Annotated in this window: 16 protein-coding genes and 1 other RNA gene; 1 reads left to right on the forward strand and 16 read right to left on the reverse strand. The window is 70.7% G+C overall.

The window, feature by feature from the left end; translation table 11 throughout:
- Positions 1-61: 61 nt before the first annotated feature.
- The 15 genes from KKR01S_RS00780 to glf form a co-directional block, all read right to left on the reverse strand.
- Complete coding sequence (locus tag KKR01S_RS00780) at positions 62-862, reverse strand: DUF4190 domain-containing protein (protein WP_061225027.1); 801 nt, start codon at positions 860-862, stop codon at positions 62-64.
- Between the two features lie 117 nt (positions 863-979).
- Positions 980-1,352, reverse strand: a transfer-messenger RNA (tmRNA) gene (gene ssrA / locus KKR01S_RS00785).
- Positions 1,353-1,456: 104 nt separating this feature from the next.
- Positions 1,457-1,957, reverse strand: coding sequence for an SsrA-binding protein SmpB (gene smpB, locus KKR01S_RS00790; protein WP_061225028.1), 501 nt, complete (start codon positions 1,955-1,957; stop codon positions 1,457-1,459).
- Between the two features lie 9 nt (positions 1,958-1,966).
- Positions 1,967-3,085: a peptide chain release factor 2 gene (gene prfB, locus KKR01S_RS00795; RefSeq protein WP_058731278.1), complete on the reverse strand. Its 1,119-nt coding sequence runs from the start codon at positions 3,083-3,085 to the stop codon at positions 1,967-1,969.
- A 224-nt stretch (positions 3,086-3,309) separates the two neighbouring features.
- Positions 3,310-3,831: a pilus assembly protein TadG-related protein gene (locus KKR01S_RS00800; protein WP_058743449.1), complete on the reverse strand. Its 522-nt coding sequence runs from the start codon at positions 3,829-3,831 to the stop codon at positions 3,310-3,312.
- Positions 3,828-4,262, reverse strand: coding sequence for a hypothetical protein (locus KKR01S_RS00805; RefSeq protein WP_058731276.1), 435 nt, complete (start codon positions 4,260-4,262; stop codon positions 3,828-3,830). Before KKR01S_RS00805 ends, KKR01S_RS00800 begins: the two co-directional genes overlap by 4 nt.
- Positions 4,246-4,716 carry a TadE family protein gene (locus KKR01S_RS00810; protein WP_081101431.1) on the reverse strand — a complete coding sequence of 157 codons (471 nt, stop codon included), beginning with the start codon at positions 4,714-4,716 and terminating at the stop codon, positions 4,246-4,248. Before KKR01S_RS00810 ends, KKR01S_RS00805 begins: the two co-directional genes overlap by 17 nt.
- A gap of 2 nt (positions 4,717-4,718) precedes the next feature.
- Positions 4,719-4,937 carry a hypothetical protein gene (locus tag KKR01S_RS00815; protein WP_231377069.1) on the reverse strand — a complete coding sequence of 73 codons (219 nt, stop codon included), beginning with the start codon at positions 4,935-4,937 and terminating at the stop codon, positions 4,719-4,721.
- 55 nt (positions 4,938-4,992) lie between these two features.
- The gene (locus tag KKR01S_RS00820; protein ID WP_174520359.1) at positions 4,993-5,943 is read right to left on the reverse strand and encodes a type II secretion system F family protein; all 951 of its coding nucleotides are present in this window, start codon (positions 5,941-5,943) and stop codon (positions 4,993-4,995) included.
- Positions 5,940-6,797, reverse strand: a complete 858-nt coding sequence (locus KKR01S_RS00825; protein WP_058731274.1) for a type II secretion system F family protein — start codon at positions 6,795-6,797, stop codon at positions 5,940-5,942. Before KKR01S_RS00825 ends, KKR01S_RS00820 begins: the two co-directional genes overlap by 4 nt.
- Complete coding sequence (locus tag KKR01S_RS00830; RefSeq protein ID WP_058731273.1) at positions 6,794-8,089, reverse strand: TadA family conjugal transfer-associated ATPase; 1,296 nt, start codon at positions 8,087-8,089, stop codon at positions 6,794-6,796. Before KKR01S_RS00830 ends, KKR01S_RS00825 begins: the two co-directional genes overlap by 4 nt.
- Positions 8,090-8,286: 197 nt before the next feature.
- The gene (locus tag KKR01S_RS00835; protein ID WP_375542932.1) at positions 8,287-9,066 is read right to left on the reverse strand and encodes an ABC transporter ATP-binding protein; all 780 of its coding nucleotides are present in this window, start codon (positions 9,064-9,066) and stop codon (positions 8,287-8,289) included.
- A 15-nt stretch (positions 9,067-9,081) separates the two neighbouring features.
- On the reverse strand, positions 9,082-9,957 hold the full coding sequence (locus tag KKR01S_RS00840; RefSeq protein ID WP_061225029.1) for an ABC transporter permease: 876 nt from the start codon (positions 9,955-9,957) through the stop codon (positions 9,082-9,084).
- On the reverse strand, positions 9,954-11,999 hold the full coding sequence (locus tag KKR01S_RS00845; protein ID WP_061225030.1) for a glycosyltransferase: 2,046 nt from the start codon (positions 11,997-11,999) through the stop codon (positions 9,954-9,956). The genes KKR01S_RS00840 and KKR01S_RS00845 overlap by 4 nt, the downstream gene beginning before the upstream one ends.
- Positions 11,996-13,183, reverse strand: coding sequence for a UDP-galactopyranose mutase (gene glf, locus KKR01S_RS00850; protein ID WP_058731270.1), 1,188 nt, complete (start codon positions 13,181-13,183; stop codon positions 11,996-11,998). The genes KKR01S_RS00845 and glf overlap by 4 nt, the downstream gene beginning before the upstream one ends.
- 328 nt (positions 13,184-13,511) lie before the next feature.
- Here glf and KKR01S_RS00855 point away from each other — a divergent pair, with 328 nt between their 5' ends.
- Positions 13,512-17,462 (forward strand): FtsK/SpoIIIE domain-containing protein, encoded by a 3,951-nt coding sequence (locus tag KKR01S_RS00855; protein ID WP_061225031.1) that lies wholly within the window; start codon positions 13,512-13,514, stop codon positions 17,460-17,462.
- On the opposite strand, the gene KKR01S_RS10860 is transcribed toward KKR01S_RS00855, so the two are convergent.
- A complete protein-coding gene (locus tag KKR01S_RS10860) occupies positions 17,400-17,852 on the reverse strand; it encodes a hypothetical protein (protein WP_058731268.1) in 453 nt (150 codons plus the stop codon). The genes KKR01S_RS00855 and KKR01S_RS10860 overlap by 63 nt on opposite strands.
- Positions 17,853-17,897: the final 45 nt, after the last annotated feature.

Here is a 17,897-nt window from a genome sequence, read left to right on the forward strand (position 1 = left end):
CAGCGACCCCCGTGCCCCTCACGGGGCGCGGGGGTCGCTGCGGTTCCCGGGCCGAACCGGGTCAGATGCCGATGCCGTCCTGGACGCACTGCTCGTAGCCGTACGAATCCGGGGAGCCGCACTCCTCGGAGACCTCGGCGTACAGGGCCGCGACGAGGACGATCATGAGGATCCCGAGGATCAGCCCCAGGCCGCCGGTGCACAGACCGATGATGCCCATGACCTTCCCTGAGCCGCCGCGGGTCCCGGAGCGACCCACCGCGCGCAGGGCGAGGATGCCCAGGACGATCGCGGCGATCGCGGCCAGCATCGGCAGGTAGAGCCAGAAGAAGACGAGGCTGACCCCGCCGCAGATCAGCGAAGCCAGTCCGAGCCCCCAGCCGGCCGGGCGTCCACCGACGGAGCCCGGCACCCCATAGGAGGCCCCGTACGGGGCGTAGGCGGTGGGGTATCCGGAGGATGAGGATTCGCCGTAGCCCTGCGGGGCGGAGGTCGCGCCGACGCCGGGACCGGTCTGGGAGGGCTGCCCGTAGCCGTACGGGGCGTAGGAGGACTGGCCGTCGTTCTGTCCGTAGCCGTTCGAGGCGTAGCCGTTCTGCCCATAGCTGTTCTGCCCGTAGCCGCTCTGGCCGTAGGAAGGCTGACCAGAGGAGGGCTGCTGCCCGTAGCCGTACGGGGCGTAGGGCGGCTGGCCGCCGCCGGCTTGTCCGGAGGGGCCCTGTCCGTAGGGAGTCTGGCCGGAGCTCGCCTGCTCCTCGCCGGTGCGCTCGGAGGCGGCCTGGCCGTATCGGGGTGGGGTCGAGGCGCTCTCGCCGGGGGTCCCGGCGGCGTCGTTCTGGGAATCGCGGGGGTTCTCGGTCATGGCTCCTCCTGGAAGGTGGTCGCGGGATGGTGTGGGTACGGGGCGAAAGGGTGCCTTAACGACCGTGAGGCGCGGCATCGATCCCTCACGGGAACGACGCCGCGCCTCACGGCGACGGGGTGGAGATGCGGGGAATCGAACCCCGGTCCGATGCAGGATTGGCAGGGTTTCTCCGGGCGCAGTGTGCGTCACGGTGTTCTCGGCTCCGGCACTCCCGCACACGGGTTGCCGCCGAACCTATCCGCATGAGTGTTCCCCAGCCCCCTGCGGAGAGGGACTGGAGCAGTGGCTTCCTCAGCTGATGCTAGGAACCGGGGCGGAAGCGACCCCGGGCTAGCAGACTGCTCAGGCTACTTACGCAGCGAGAGCGAAGTCAGTGCGCTTTTCAGATTTGGCACTTATTGGTGTGCAGAGGACATTAACGAGATGACTCTGCGTTCTCGGCCCGCTTCACCTGCCGCAGCTGGCATCGTCGAAACCGATCATCCCCGTATGCGATTCTCAATCAGCATCCGCACCGCGACGGGACCGGAGGGCCCGTCGGTGATGCGGTTCCTCCTACTCTACCGCCTCGACGCGCGGAGGGGAAGGGGCTCAGCCGAGGTTCCGGTAGCGCATCGCCCGCTGGGCCTCACGCTTGTCCTGCGCCTCGCGCAGGGCGTGGCGCTTGTCGTACTCCCGCCTGCCCTGGGCCAGGGCGATCTCCACCTTGGCCCGCCCGTCCCGGAAGTACAGCTGCAGCGGGATGATCGTGTAGCCGGTCTCCTTGCCCTTCTGCTCCAGGCGCCGCAGCTCGGTGCGGTGCAGCAGCAGCTTGCGGCGGCGTCGGGCGGCGTGATTGGTCCAGGAGCCGTGCCCGTACTCGGCGATGTGGATGTTCTCCAGCCACAGCTCGCCACCGGTGAACTGGCAGAAGCCGTCCACGATGGAGGCCCCGCCGTCGCGCAGGGACTTCACCTCGGTGCCCAGCAGGACGACGCCGGCCTCGTAGGTGTCGATGAGGTTGTAGTCGTGCCGGGCCCGGCGGTTCGTCGCGATGACCTGGCGCCCGTCGGCCGTCTCGCGCAGGCCCTTCTTCTTCTTGGTCGCTGCCATTCCTCGGTCTCAGTCGTTCTGTTCGTGGCGGGTCCCGGCCCGCCAGCGGATCCCGGCGTCGATGAAGTCCTCGATGTTCCCGTCGAACACGGCCGCCGGGTTGCCCTGCTCGTGATTGGTCCGCAGGTCCTTGACCATCTGGTACGGATTGAGCACGTAGGAGCGCATCTGATCCCCCCAGGAGGCCTTGACGTCCCCGGCCAGCTCCTTCTTCTTGGCGTTCTCCTCCTCCCGCCGCTGCAGCAGCAGGCGGGACTGGAGCACGCGCAGGGCGGCGGCGCGGTTCTGGATCTGGGACTTCTCGTTCTGCATGGACACCACGATGCCGGTGGGGATGTGGGTCATGCGCACCGCGGAGTCCGTGGTGTTCACGGACTGCCCGCCGGGCCCGGAGGAGCGGAACACATCCACCTTGATCTCGTTCTCCGGGATCTCGATGGAGTCGGTCTGCTCGATCAGCGGGATGACCTCCACCGCGGCGAAGGAGGTCTGGCGCCGGCCCTGGTTGTCGAAGGGGCTGATGCGCACCAGCCGGTGCGTGCCGGCCTCCACGGACAGCCGCCCGAAGGAGTAGGGGGCCTTGACCTCGAAGGTCGCGGACTTCAGCCCGGCCTCCTCGGCGTAGGAGGTGTCCAGGACCTTGGTGGGGTACCCGTTCTTCTCCGCCCAGCGCAGGTACATGCGCATGAGCATCTCCGCGAAGTCCGCGGCGTCCACTCCCCCGGCCCCGGCGCGGATGGTCACCACGGCCTCACGGGGGTCGTACTCCCCGGAGAGCAGGGTGACGACCTCCAGGTCCGTCAGCGCCTTGGAGATCGAGGCCAGCTCGGTCTCGGCCTCGGCGAGCATCTCCGGGGCGTCCTCCTCCGCGGCCAGCTCCACCATGGTCTCCAGGTCCTCGATGCGCCCGCCCAGTCGGGTCAGCCGCTCCAGTTCGGACTGCTTGTGCGAGAGCTGGGAGGTGACCGCCTGGGCGGCGTCGGGATCATCCCAGAGATCCGGGGCCGCGGCGGCTTCCGAGAGCCGGGCGATGTCCTCGCGCAGGGCCGGGACGTCGCTGACCTGCTCGATCTGGGAGTACGTGTCCCGCAGCTGCTGGATCTCGGCGGTGAAGTCGGTGGAAGCCATAGGGCCCCATTCTAGCCGATGCCGACTGGGCGGGCCCCGAAGACTCCGGGGTCTCGTGGGCGGCCGAGGCGATCAGCACGCTCGTCGAGTCCCCGGCGGGGATCTTTCCGAAGGCGTCATTCACCACCGCCCGTCACCGTCACTGCGAACCGGGATCTGGCGTCGGCGCGCCGGGACGAGCTCACCCGATCCGCTCAGCTGGCCCCTTGCTCCGGAACGACGACTCAGCGGGTGAGCACCACTCGGGCGCTGCTCTCGGCCCGGATCCGCACCCCGTCGGGCACGACCCACCCGACCAGCGGCGGGTGGGCTCGCGCCGTGAGCTCGACCCTCGCGGTGCTCGCGTCCACGGCCCCGGTGCCCGGGGCGATGGCCACGGCATCCACCCCGTGGCCGACTCCTCCGATCACCTCCTGCGTGGCCGTGGTCACCTGTCCCGGATCCAGCATGACCCCGGATTGAGCTCCGTCCGCATCGAAGCCGGCGACCCGAGTGGTGGCGGCGTCCGCGCACTGGTCCGCCAGCAGCTGCAGCTTGCGCTGCTCGATGTACACGGAGCTGACGGCCATGACGGTGACGCTGAGCAGCAGCAGAATCACGCACAGCCCGAGGGCCAGGACCCCGACGGCTCCGCGCTCCGCCTCCTCGCCCCGGGTGCCGGCCCGCCGCCGACTCACCGTGCCTGGCGCCCGCGGTGCTCCGGCACGGCGGCCTCCGGCGGGCGTCATGCGGTCGGTGATGCTCATTCGTACTTCCCTCCCCAGGAGGCCAGCTCCGAGGTCATGGTCATGACACCGCGATCCGAGACCCAGCCGAGCAGCGGGGCATCCACCCCGACGCTGACCCGGACCCGGATGCTGCGCTGGCCCGAGCAGTCTCCGACGCAGGACAGCTCGGCGCTCACCTGCTGCGGGTCCACGCCGTAGTCGCGGGCCGCGAAGCGGGCGGCCTCCTGCGCCGCGGCACCGGAGACCTCCGAGCGATCCCCGGCCTCGATGACCTGCAGGGACTGCTGGGCCGCGGCGACCGCCGCGTAGGCCCCCGACTGGGCGTGGGAGATGGCCAGCAGGGCGTAGACCGTCGGGATCATCAGCATGACGGCGAGGAAGACGAACTCGATGATCGCGTTGCCCCGCTCGGCCGCGTGCCGGCCCCGCGGCTCAGGGGAGGATCGCATGGCCGCTGACCTCGATCCCCTCCGCCGGTCCCCACGGTCCCAGGACGGGCAGGGGCGTGGCGACCGTGATCTGCAGGACGCGCTGCGCGCCGTCGGAGGTCACCGAGGCCCGCACATCCTGGGCGTATCGCTGCGGCAGGGAGGCGCTCAGGATCTCCCGGGTCCGCTCCGCGCCGTCCTGGGGAGTCCGGTCGCGCAGGGCCCCATAGCGCGCGCCCGTCGAGCTGGCGTCCTGCACTGTGTTGCGCACGTGCAGGGCGAAGCCGATCTGCAGGCAGGCCATGAACAGCAGCATCAGCACGGCGCTGACCATGACGAACTCGGCCACGGCCGAGCCGCGCTGCGGGTCACCCGCCGCATCCGCCCCCGGCCCTCCCACACCGCGGCCTGCACGGGGCCGCTGCCCGACGCCGCGGATCCCGCGGGAGGCGGCGCCGGGGCCGCCGCGGACCATGCTCAGCCCACCTTGCTCATGGCGTTGTTGAACATGCCGGTCAGCGCGGGGATGGCGATGGCCAGCAGGGCGGCGACGAGCAGGGCGCTCATCATCGTGATCATCACCCAGCCCGGCACGTCCCCGCGGTCCCGGGATTCCCCGGGCTGGGGACGCAGCCGCAGGCTCAGCGCGTGCACGGCGGCCAGCAGGGTCAGGGTGAGGGTGCGGAGGGTTCTCATGATGTCGTCCTTTCCGGGACAGTCGGGTGATGGATGGGGAAGCTCTGAAGGGGTCTCACAGGCCGATGTCGATCGCTGCGAGACCGGGGAAGACGGCGAAGACCACGGTCAGCGGGAGGATGAGGAAGACGACGGGGGCCATCATCGCGATCTCCTTCTTGCCGGCGACCTCCATGAGGTCGCGCTTGGCCTGATCGCGGACGTCCTGGGCCTGGGAGCGCAGCACATCGGCCAGGGGCGTGCCGCGTTCGATCGCGACGGTGATCCCGTCGACGAAGCGGGACAGGGAGGGCAGGTCGATGCGCTGGGCGAAGGCCTGCATCGCCTCGACCACACCGACCCCCGCCCGGGCGTCGGCCAGCACGCTGCGGAACTCCTCGCTGAGCTCGCCGTCCGAGCTGCGGCAGATCCGCTCCAGGGCCGCCAGCGCGGACTCCCCCGCCGTGACGGACAGGGCCATCAGCTCCGCGATGACCGGGAACTCCCCGAGCATCCGCTTCTCGCGGGCGGTGATCCGGCGGGAGAGCAGGTAATCGCGGATCATGAACCCGCACACCGCGCACACCCCGACCAGGACGAGACCGGGCAGCGCGCCGATCACGTGGTTCGCCCACCCCAGGGCCACCAGGAGCAGCCCGACCCCCGCTGCGGCCGCGGCGCACATCAGCTGCTCTCCGCGGAACTCGACCGGGGAGATCCGCGCCCCGGCCTTGATCAGCCGCCGCTGCAGCGCTCGGGTCTCGGCCGGTCCTCCGCGCAGCAGCCGGCCCGCCGCCAGCCGCTGCACCAGGGGTCGCAGCACCCGGACGAAGGCGTTTCCCAGATCGGAGGCGTCGGGAGCCTCGCTGAGCAGGGAGGAGCGCAGGCCCGCGGAGCGCAGCTGCGGAGCGACGCGCTCCGCGAAGGTGATCCGGCGCCGCTGCGGCAGCCCGGCCCAGATCAGCCCCAGCCCCAGGGCCAGCATCAGCCCCAGCAGGATCAGCGCGGACAGCGGTGTGCTCGTCATCGCAGCACCCTCCGATCCGGGGGCAGCGCTCCGATGCGGAGCATGAGGCGGTAGGCCAGCACGGAGATCCCAGCCCCGCCGAGCATCACCACGTACCCGGTCAGGGAGTTGTAGGCCTGCAGGGCGGCCGGCTGCGTGGTCATGAGCAGCAGCACGATCCAGGGGGCGGCGATGGCCAGTCGGGCGGCGTTGACCGTCCACGATTGGCGGGCCTCCAGCTCGGCCCGGGTGCGGCTGTTCTCCCGCAGGAAACCCGCCAGCGTGCCCAGGAGTCTGCCCAGATCGGTGCCGCCGACCTCGCGGGTGACGCGCAGGGCCTCGACGATGTTATCCGCGATGGGATCCGACATCCGCTCCTTGAAGCGGTTGATGCACCCGTTGAAGTCCCCCGTCGCCCGGTAATCCGTGGCGAAGGCCGCGAACGCCGGCTTCAGCTGCTCCGGACCGCGGTACTGCAGCTGGATCATCGCCTCCGGCAGCGACAGCCCGGCCCGGATCGCGGAGCGCAGATGATCCACCACATCCGGCCAGAGCCGGCGCACCCGGGCATCGCGCTGCCGCGCCTGCCAGGCCACCAGCCCCCACGGGGCCCATGCCCCCAGCACCGCCGCGCAGGCACCCAGGGCATAGATCTGGGTCAGCGCCAGCGCGCCCAGCCCACACACCAGACAGCTTGCGGCGCACAGCCCCAGGAAGCCGCGCACCGAGACCCGATCCACCCCCGCGTGGCGCAGGGCCACGAGGATCCGGGAGGTGCGCACCGGGCGGATCCGCGTCGTCGTCGGGCGCGTCCAGCAGGCGCTCCACACCAGCAGCAGCCCGATGCCCAGCAGCAGGCCGACGGCGGCGCTCATCGGGCCGCCTCCTCGGACAGATCCGCCGCGGGCAGCAGTCCCTCCGTGCCGATCCCGCGGGTCTCGAACTTCAGGGAGCTGGGCACCTCGGCGGCGGTGCACACCAGCTCCGCGGCCATCCCGCCGATCCTGCGGAACATCGGCGAGGTCTCGATGACGCCGTTCTCCACCCGCTGCCCGATCGCCAGGATCTCCTGGACCCGTCGGGTCCCACCCGGTTCCCGCCCGCAGTGCACGACGAGATCGAAGCAGGAGGCGACGGTGGGCACCACGAACTGGCTGCTGATGTTCTCCCCGGCCAGCAGGGGCAGGGTGCAGATCTTGGTCACCGCGTCCCGGGCGGAGTTCGCGTGGATCGTGCACAGCCCCGGCAGCCCCGAGTTCAAGGCGATGAGCATGTCCAGGGCCTCCGCCTCGCGCACCTCCCCCACGATCAGCCGGTCCGGGCGCATCCGCAGCGCCTCCTTGACCAGACGCCGCAGGGGGATCTCCCCGTGGCCCTCCAGATTGGGCTGGCGACACTGCATGTTCACGACGTCGCGCAGCGGGACCTTCAGCTCGAAGATCTCCTCCACCGTGACCACCCGCTCCCGGGCGCCGATGCTGGCCGTGAGGCAGTTGAGCATGGTCGTCTTCCCGGCCTGAGTCGCCCCGGAGACCAGGATGTTCAGCCCCGCCCGCACCGCCGCGTCCAGGAAGCGGGCGGCCTCCGGAGACAGGGAGCCCAGGCCCACCAGATCCTGCAGCCGGCGGGCGCGGGCCACGAACTTGCGGATGTTCACGGACCAGTGCGTGCGGGTGATGTCCGGGATGGCCACGTGCAGCCGGGAGCCGTCCGGCAGGGAGGCGTCCACGAAGGGGCTGGACAGGTCCAGGCGCCGTCCCGAGCTGTTGAGCATCCGCTCCACCAGGTGCCGGATGCCCTCCGGGCTCAGCTGCATCCCGGTCAGCTGCGAATCCCCACCCCGGGAGACGAAGACCGAATCCGGCGCGTTGATCCAGATCTCCTCGACCGTCGGGTCATCCAGGTAGGGCTGCAGCGGCCCGAACCCCGTGATCGCGTCGTTGAGCCGGCGCTGGGCCTCCTCCGCCTCGCCCAGCGGCGGCAAGGTGCTCATCGCCGCCTTCTCCTCGTACTCGCGCACGGCCGTGCGGATCAGCTCCCGCACCCGCTCGGCGTCGCCGAGGGGATCCAGCCCCTGACGGCGCACCATCTCCCGGACATCGGCCTCGACGAGGCCCAGGGCCTCACCCGAGCCCCGGCTCTGAGCTCTGACGGCGGCAGCGACCATGACCTCCCCCTTGTGTCGCCTGGATCACTTGTAGAGAGAAGATACAGGAGATCCGCCGACATTCAAGGGGCCGGTCTCATACCTGTGGACAGTGATCCGGGCTCGACCTCCCCCGTGAGACGGCATCGGGCCCGGCCCCTCCAGCGGGAAGGGGCCGGGCCCGAGAGGCCGTGGCGGCAGCGAAAGGCGCGGGAGGATCAGCCGCGCAGGTGCTTCACCGCCTCCTCGATGGCGCCGTCCTTGACCACGTGGCCTTTCTCCAGGACCACGCCGCGCTCGCACAGCCGGGAGACCATGTCCAGGTCGTGGGAGACCACCACCAGCGTCTTCCCCCGCTCGGAGAGCTCCTTGATCTTGCGGATGCACTTCTTCTGGAAGGGCTCATCGCCCACCGCGAGGATCTCATCCACCAGGAAGATCTCCGGATCCGTGTGCACCGCGACCGCGAAGGCCAGGCGCAGGTACATGCCGGAGGAGTAGAACTTCACCTCGGTGTCGATGAAGTCCGCGATCTCGGAGAACTCCACGATCGAGTCGAAGTTCGCGTCGATCTCCTCCTTGGTCATCCCGAGGATCGCCCCGTTCAGGTACACGTTGTCCCGCCCGGTCAGGTCCGGATGGAATCCGGCGCCTACCTCGATCAGCCCCGCGATGCGCCCGCGGGTGCGGATGTCCCCCTCATCGGGATGCATGACCCCGGAGATCAGCTTCAGCAGGGTGGATTTCCCGGAGCCGTTCAGGCCCAGCAGCGCGACCCGCTCCCCCTGGTGGATCTCCAGGGAGACCCCGTCCAGGGCGCGGAACTTCTCCGAGAGGTCCCCCTTGCGGCCCTTGATCAGCCACACGAAGGCCTCCTTCATCGACCGGGTGTGGCGCAGCACGAACTTCTTGACCACGTGCTCGATGCGGATGACCACCGGCTCGGTGGAGGGGGAATAGGGCTCCCGGGGCGCGGACAGCTCCGGGTCGTCGTCGATCCAAGACACAGCGAATCAGAGCTCCTGGGCGAAGTTGCCCTCGAAGGCCCGGAAGAGCAGGTCCCCCAGGAACACGAAGGCGAAGGCGATCACGAAGGCCACCGGCGTCCAGACGCTGAGCAGGTGCGGATACACGTACCACGACGCCGGATCCGGCCCGTGCAGGGTCGCGCTCCAGAAGGCGTAGTGGAACAGCTCCACCGAGATCGTGATCGGGTTGACCATGTACAGGTGCAGCAGCCAGGCGCTGGCCTTCTCCTGGACCATCGTCCAGGAGTACATGATCGGGGACAGCCAGGTCAGCATCATCACCAGCAGATCCACGATGTTCTCCGAATCCCGGAAGAACACGTTGGCCACCCCGAAGATCAGCCCCAGCCCGTAGGAGAACACGGAGATCAGCACGATGCCGGCCAGCGCCGCGCCGATCTGCTTGGGGCCCGGGTGCCAGCCCACCGCGAAGCAGGCGATGAGCAGGACCAGCAGCTGCGGGACGAAGTGGATCAGCCCCACCCAGATGGTGGAGACCGAGAACAGCTCCCGCGGCAGGTAGATCTTCTTGATCAGCGCCCCGTTGCCCACGAAGCAGCGCGCCCCGTTGCCGAAGGCCTCACCGAAGAAGTTGATGAGGATGATCCCGGAGAACAGGTAGACGGCGTAGTTCTCCAGTCCCTTGTTCAGGCCCAGGAACACCCCCAGCGCCAGGTAGAACACCAGGAACTGGACCCCGGGCTTGATGTAGGACCACACGATCCCCAGCACCGAGCCGCGATAGCGGACCTGGATCTCCTTGTCCACCAGGAGCTTGAGCAGGAATCTGTTCTTGAACACGTCCATCAGCCCCCGGCCGCGGCCGGGGGTCTGGAACTCGCGCGCGCTGATCTCGGTCATCGGGTGATCTCGGAGTCCGTATGCTCGTCGAAGGTCTTCTTCCACGCCTCGAAGGAAGTGATCCGGGGCGCGGCCTCGCGGTACTGCTCGCGCAGCCGGGGCCACTGGCACAGGATCTGGGCGTGCAGGCGGGTGGCCTCGGTCAGCTTGGTGCGCAGCTGCTCCGGCCGACGCCGATACCAGGACACGGCGGTGCCCTCCGCGTTGGAGACCAGCGCGGAGTCGTACTGGGACATCCGCCACCAGCGGTTGTCCTGGTGGGCCACGTGCGCCTGCGGGTGCTCCCGGGTCTCCGGGTCCACCGGCTTGATCAGCTGCTTGGCCACGGTCTTGAGTGCCCACGGCACCAGCGTCTTGTAGGACGGCGCGGAGAAGCCGCGGCCGTTGCGCGGGGGCTTGGCCATGCGCGGCTCGGGGAAGGAATCGATGTCCTCGCTGAACTGCGCGTCCGAATACTCCTTCATCACCGCGCGGATCTGCGGCAGCCGCTGCGGCTGGATCTCGTGCAGCCGATCCGGTCCGGCCAGCACGTCGCGCAGGGCCATGATGCGGCCCTCCTCCGTGAAGTACTGCATGGAGATCAGGTGCTTGACGTCCTGATAGGAAGACTCGCGCAGCAGGCGTCCGCCCCGCTCGTAGGGCGAGTGCAGCAGCGCCGCGATGATGCGGTTGCGGATGTGGAAGTACGCCTGCCAGCCGACGAGGTCGTCCTTGTCGATCCAGGACACGTGCCACACCGCGGCACCCGGCAGGGAGACCGTGTGGTAGCCGGCCTCCTTGGCGCGCACGCCGTATTCGGCGTCGTCCCACTTGATGAACACCGGCAGGGACAACCCGATCTCCCGGATCACCTGGGTGGGGATCAGGTCCATCCACCAGCCGTTGTAGTCCACGTCCACCCGCCGGTGCAGCCACGGCGTCGAGCGCAGGTTCGCGTGCAGGAAGTCATGGCCCAGGACCTGCTCGGCCACCGGCTGATCCGGCTGGAACCGGTACTTGTTCACGATCTCGCCGAAGGTGTGCAGCACCGTGCGGTTGTACAGGTCGAACATGTGCCCACCCACGATGGTGGGCTTGCGGCACAGGTCGGCGAAGGTCAGCATCCGGATGATCGACTCGGGCTCCACCACGACGTCGTCATCCAGCAGCAGCGCGTAGTCCGAGCCGTTCTCCACGGCTTCGTACATGCCGCGGGCGAACCCGCCGGAGCCGCCCAGGTTGGCCTGGTTGATGATGCGCAGCTTCCCCTGCAGGGCGGCCGCGACCTCTTCGAACTCCGCCTGGTCCTGCACCTTGCGGGTGCCCTGATCCACGATGAGGATCTCCTGCAGGTGCTCCAGGATCTGGGGGTTGCTCCCCAGCGAGCGCAGGTTGTTCAGGCAGTAGTCGGGTTTGTTCAGGGTCGTGATCTCCAGGGTGATCCGCCCCGGTGCGCGCCCGATGCTCTGCGCCGTCTGCCATTCCGCCCCGCGCAGGGTCAGCGGCTGCGCCCCGGCCGCGAGGTCGAACCAGTACCAGCCGCCGTCGCCGAAGGGCTTCAGCGGCAGGTCGAAGGTGGACGACGCCGTGCCGGAGACCCGCCGTGAGGCGACCCGCTGCAGCGAGCCGCGGGCGTTGGACTTGTACACGATGATGGTGCCCTGGCCCTCCGTCTCCACGGCCAGGCGCACGTCGGTGACCGTGGTCCACCGCTTCCAGTAGGAGGCGGGGAAGGCGTTGAAGTACGTGGCGAAGGACAGCCGGGTACCCGGTCGCACCAGGGTGGAGCGGCGGTCGATGAAGTCCTCGGCGTGGGCATCCGAGCCCGACCCGGCGGCGGGTGCCGACCCGGAGGACGCCGGAGCCTGCTTGCCGGCGGACTCCGTGCTGCCGAGAGAACCGTTCATCGTGGACAGCTGCACGCCGGCGGTCTGCCCGGAATCCACATACAGGGCGACGGTGTCCATCTGCTCCGGAGCGGGGAAGATGACCCGCTGCAGAGTCGTCATCGGCTGTGCTGCGCGGCGCTTGTGAGCCGCGCCGGACGTGGTTGACTCGCTCATGCCTCGATCCCTCCGCTGACCAGCTTCTGCCCGCCCGAGAAGTGCGGGCGGATCTTGTTGTCGAACATGGACAGGGCCGAGCCGATGGCCATGTGCATGTCCAGGTACTTGTAGGTGCCCAGCCGCCCACCGAACAGCACGTCGGACTCGCCGGCGGCCAGATCCCGGTACTTCAGGAGCTTCTGCCGGTCCACCGAGGTGTTGATCGGGTAGTACGGCTCATCGCCCTTCTCGGCGAAGCGGGAGAACTCCCGCATGATCACCGTGGCGTCCTTGGTGTAATCCCGCTCCGGGTGGAAGTGGCGGAACTCGTGGATGCGGGTGAAGGGCACGTCCGGGTCCGGGTAGTTCATGACGGCGCAGCCCTGGAAGTCCTGCATCTCCAGGACCTCCTCCTCCAGGTCGATGGTCCGCCAGGACAGGTCGCCTTCGGCGTAGTCGAAGTACCGGTCCACCGGGCCGGTGTAGACCACGGGCACCTGGCCGAGCACCTTGGTCCGGGAGAACTCGTGGTCCTCATCGAAGAAGTCGGTGTCCAGGCGCACCTCGATGTTCGGGTGGCTGGCCATGCGCTCCAGCCACGCGGTGTACCCGTCCACGGGCAGGCCCTCGTGGGTGTCGTTGAAGTAGCGGTTGTCGTAGGTGTAGCGCACCGGCAGCCGCGAGATGATCGAGGCCGGCAGATCCTTGGGGTCGGTCTGCCACTGCTTGCCGGTGTAGTGCTTGATGAAGGCCTCGTACAGGGGGCGCCCGATCAGCTGGATGCCCTTGTCGTTGAGGTTCTGCGGGTCCGTGCCCGCCAGCTCCCCGGCCTGCTCCTGGATCAGGGCGCGTGCCTCGGCGGGCCCGTAGGCCGCGCGGAAGAACTGGTTGATGGTGCCCAGGTTGATGGGCATCGGGAAGACCTCATCGTTGTGGCGGGTGTAGACCCGGTGCACGTAGTCGGTGAACTTGGTGAAGCGGTTGACGTACTCCCAGACCCGCTCGTTGGAGGTGTGGAACAGGTGCGCGCCGTAGCGGTGCACCTCGATGCCGGTGCGCTCCTCCTTCTCGCTGTAGGCGTTGCCCCCGATGTGGGAGCGGCGGTCGAGGATGACCACCTTCAGCCCCAGTTCGGAGGCGGCCTGCTCGGCGATGGTCAGGCCGAACAGGCCGGACCCCACGACCACTAGATCTGCGTTCACGCGAAACTCCTGTCGCTCTGGCTGCTCCGGGCACGTCCCCCGCCCGCGAAGAGGTGGGAACCCGCCGGAGGCCGGTGTCTTCCGTCCCTGTCCCGTCCGACCGCGCACCGGGGCGCGGAGCAGGACAGCACTCCTACACGACTCTAATGGACCGGGCCGCGTGGGTCTTCCCGGGCGCCTGCGCCCCGCAGTTATCTCCCATCCCGGATGCCGGGCGTCATCGCAGCCGGTGGAGGAGGACACCTGTCAGCACGGGTCATCCACACCGGGCCCGGGCGCCCACCGACAGCCTGCCTCTCGGGGCCGCGCGGTGTGCTCCCCTGGTCCCATGCAGCTGCATCTGACGACCTTCGATCCCGTCTCCGCCCGCTCGGTGCGCCTGCGGGTGCAGGCCCCGCCCGCCTGCTCGGGCGCCGCGCTGGCCGAGGCCCTCGACGCCCATTTCGGCACGACCGGGGACTGGTCGGCCGACGGACGGATGCTGCGGCACCTGCAGGTGGGGACGGAGCCGCTGGTGGACGGGGCCGTGGTGACCCGCGGCCCGGCCGAGACCCTCCCGGGGGACGGACTGCTGGCGGTGGTCACGGAGGGCCCGGCCACGGGGGCCCACGCGACGCTGAGACGCGGCGTCCTGGAGATCGGCAAGGACGCCGCCCGGCTGTGCCTCGAGGACCCCTCGCTGCGTCCCGTGGAGGGCAGGCTGCGGGTGGATCCGGACGGTGTGGCCTGGGAGGACGCCGACGGCCGACGCCGCGTCCTGACCCCGAAGGACTCCTGCCCGATCGGCCGCTCCCGCCTCACGCTGACGGATCCCCGCGCGCCCGCTCCCCAGCGCACCCGCCGGGGCCCGATGCCGGTGCGCCCGGTCGAGCTACACCCGCCCGGCTCCGGATGGCGCACCCTCGCCGTGACGATGGCCCTCCCCCTGCTGATCGGGGGTCTCATGGCGTGGCTGCTGGACCTGTGGATAATCCTGATCTTCTGCGTGATGAGCTCCGCCATGGCCGCGGCGCACTGGCTGAGCCGGGGCAGCTCGACGGCGAAGAACCGACGTCTGTTGGAGCGGGCGTGCGCACGGGACCTCGGCGACTGCGCCGCGGCCGCCCCGCCGTGGGGCGCCCGCCTGTTGCCGGGCGTCCCGGCACAGCCGCCCGAGGAGGGTCCTCCCTGGGTGCGCTGGGGTCGCGGGCGCCGCGCCGCGCACCTGCGCCCCGAGGGACAGCGCCACCAGCAGGTGCCCCTGATGGAGGCCGTGCCCATCCTCTCCCGCCTGGACCGACCTCACGTGCTGCTGGGCCCGCCGGCGGTGCAGGACGCCCTGATCGCGCAGATCCTGCTGGCCGGCTGGGAGATCCAGATCCGCACGCGCCACCCGATGCCCTCCTCCCACCCGCTGCTGCGGTGGAGCGCGCACCCCGGCGTCGCGGTGGTCCACGCCGAGGCCCCCGAGCCGTCGAGCCCCCGGACGGTCCTGGTCCTCCTGGAGGCGGCCCCGGCCCCGAGCACGGCGCTGCCGCGCGTGCGCATCGCCGACCCGGCCCGCGGGGTCAGGCTGCCTCCGGAGCCCGAGGCCATCACCGTGCGCCAGGAGGAGGCCGGGCTGCGACTGAGCGGACCCGAGGCCGCGGCGGAGAGCCTGCCCGGGCTGCTCGGGGAGCACCCCGTCCTGTGTACCCGCCCCGATGGCCTGGCCCGCAGCGCCCGAGCCGAGCTGATCCGGCGAGCCCGCGGGCGAGGACTGGCGGGATCCGAAGGCTCGGCGCTGCTGTCCGCGCGGGAGGACCTGTGCCTGGAGGCCACCGCCGACCGGTGGCAGAGGAACCTGGACAGCTGGGCACTGGTGGCCGAGCTGGGCCGACGCACCGATGCGGCGCCCGGGGATGATCCTGCCCTGCGGGTGGATCTGAACGAGCACGGCCCGCACTGCGTGATCGCCGGCACCACCGGCTCCGGGAAATCCGAGTTCTTCCGGGCCCTGCTGGCCGGTCTCGCCCTGCGCTACAGCCCCGAGCGGCTGAGCATGGTCCTCATCGACTTCAAGGGCGGGGCCAGCTTCGGGGAGCTGGCCCGCCTGCCCCACGTGCACGGCCTGCTGACCGATCTGGAGGAGGCCACCGTGACCCGGGACCTGACCTACCTGCGCGCGGAGCTGCGCCGCCGCGAGCAGCTGTTCCGGGAACTCGGGGTCGGGTCCTGGATGGAGTTCGTGCGCGGTCCCGCGCACCGGGATCTGAGCGAGCCGCTGCCGGAGCTGCTGATCTGCGTGGACGAGTTCCGCATGCTCGTGGAATCCCTGCCGGAGGCGATGCAGCAGCTGCTGCGCATCGCGACCGTGGGTCGCTCCCTGGGGGTGCATCTGGTCATGTCCACCCAGCGCCCGCAGGGGGCGATCTCCGCGGACATCCGGGCCAACGTCGGCATCGACGTGTGCCTGCGCGTGGCCTCGGAGGCGGATTCGATGAACGTCATCGGCTCCGGGGAGGCCGCGCGCATCCCGAGCACCCGGCCGGGTGCCGGATTCCTGCGCGCCGACGGCGCGCTCTCCGCCTTCACCAGCCTGTTCGTCGATGCCTTCCCGCGGCGCCGTCTGGACACCGGCCTGCGGATCCTGCCCGAGCAGATCCTCGAGCCGGCGCAGCCGGAGTCCCCGGGCCGCGGAGAGCCGGGGACGGGTCTGCGCGAGGACATCCGGCGGCTGCGCCGGCTGCATCCCGGCACACCCCCGGTGGTGCCTCCCGCGCTGGGCGAGATCCAGCTACCCCCGGATCCCGACGGCGGGCTGGCCCTGGGCCCGGCCGAGGTGCCCTCCCTCGGGTGGCAGGGCCATCTGTCCTGGCGGCCCGAGCGCCACGGACCGATCGACGTGCGCGCCGGCCTGCCGGAGCAGCGTCGGTGGATCCAGCACCTCGTGGATGAGGCGCGGGCCAGCGGCCTCCCGGTCTACGCGCTGGTCGCGGATCGCTCGGCGCTCGAGGATCTCGTGCGGGCTCAAGCGCAGGGCCTGGATCTGCGCGGGCTGGCCGGTGCCCCGCATCGGGAGTTCAGCGCCGAGCTGATCACCGGGCTGCTGGCCGTGCTGCGTCGGAACCAGCAGGAGGCCGGGCCCCTGCCCCCGGCCCTGCTGATCGTGCAGGGCACGGAGAAGATCGTCGAGGACCTGGCCCGCTCGGGGGCGGCCCCGGAGGCGGCGGTGGAGGAGCTGCTGGCCCTGGCGGGTCGGTCCTGGCACCTCTGCCTGCTCGGCGCCAAGGCTCCTCCGCGCACCCTGCAGGGGCTGTGCCCCAATCGGGTACACCTGGGCGACGGTCCCCGCGCCGAGTTCCTGCTGTCCCATCCCCGTCAGGCCAGAGACCTGGTCGGCGGACTGGCGATCGTGGAGGGCCCGCTGGCCCCGGGCAGCGAACCCGCCGGACTGCTGCCCCCGGGAGTCGGCCCCGATCGATCGACGTCGGACCTTCCGCGACCGGGCTCGGCTCTGCCCTCCCCAGGAGCCGCACGGCGCCGGCGCCCGGTCGACGGCCTGCCGCGATTCGTCGATCTGCCGTCACGGCTGCAGTGGCCGGTCGGCGAGGCCGCGGATGGGCATCAGCGCCAGATCCGGCCCTCGCGCCACGTGCTGACCCGGCGCGACCGCTGGTTCGCGGTGCTGGGCGTGCAGGCCCCCTCGGGGGCCGAGGCTGGACTCGAGATGCGCCCGGGCGACGTCGTGGGGATCTCCTCGCGCTCCGCGGCCGAGTCCGAGGCGGCGCTGGCCGCCCTGCTCTCCTTCAACCCCCACCTGGGCTTCCGTGTGCACCGGCCCCCGGGCCCGGGTGATCCGACGGCAGCGCCCCGCGGCCCACGCTCCCGCCCATCGGCCTCCCCCGACCCGCACAGGCCGGAGATCGCCGTCGTGTGCGATGCCCACCTGTGGCCGAGCTCGCTGTGGCCGGCGCTGGAGGAGACGGTGGACGCGGCCGACGCCGCGGTGCTGCTGTTCGATCCGGGGCGCTTCTCGGCCTCGCGCACCCCGTGGGCTGCCCGGCTGCGGGCGGCGCCCTGCGGCGTCGTGCTCGGCCCGCGCAGCGGCTTGGAGGCGGACTTCCGCGCCGAGGTCTGTCCGCCGCACCCTGGCACACCCCCGGCGCTGACGGGGCTGCTGCTGCGACCCGACGGGGTCGTGCGCCTGCGCCTGGCCCAGCCGGTGCCCGCGGAGCGGGAGCCCGCGGGGGCAGGATCAGTCGCGCTCGGCCTCGGCGTCGCCGCCGATGCCGGCCAGCAGGTGGCGCTGGACCGGTGAGGAGAACAGCAGCATGAGGATCACCGCCCCCAGCACCCCGAGGAGCACCGCCAGGAGGCGGGAGGACGGGAAGATCAGCTGGATGGACACGAGGATCAGGAAGACCTGGGTGAGCAGGATCAGCGCGCGGGACCACAGCCTGCCGGCCCGCAGGCCGCGCGCGGCCGCCATCAGCCACACCCCGTAGCCCAGGTAGAGCAGCCCCATCAGCACGATGGCCCCGGCGGGCATCACGTGCGGGGAGAGGAAGGCCTGCACCGCCTGGATCAGGCCGACGACGATCAGCGCCGCCGCCTCCAGGGCCACCAGCGCGCACAGCAGCAGCACGGTCCGCGGCGGTCGGACTCGGGGGGCGTCGGCGGCTGAGGGGGTCGGGGGCGAGGTGTTCATGGATCCAGCCTAATCAGCCCGCCCCGACCGCCGACGACCCCCCGC

The organism is Rothia kristinae NBRC 15354, assembly GCF_001570865.1.
Taxonomy (GTDB): Bacteria; Actinomycetota; Actinomycetes; order Actinomycetales; family Micrococcaceae; genus Rothia; species Rothia kristinae.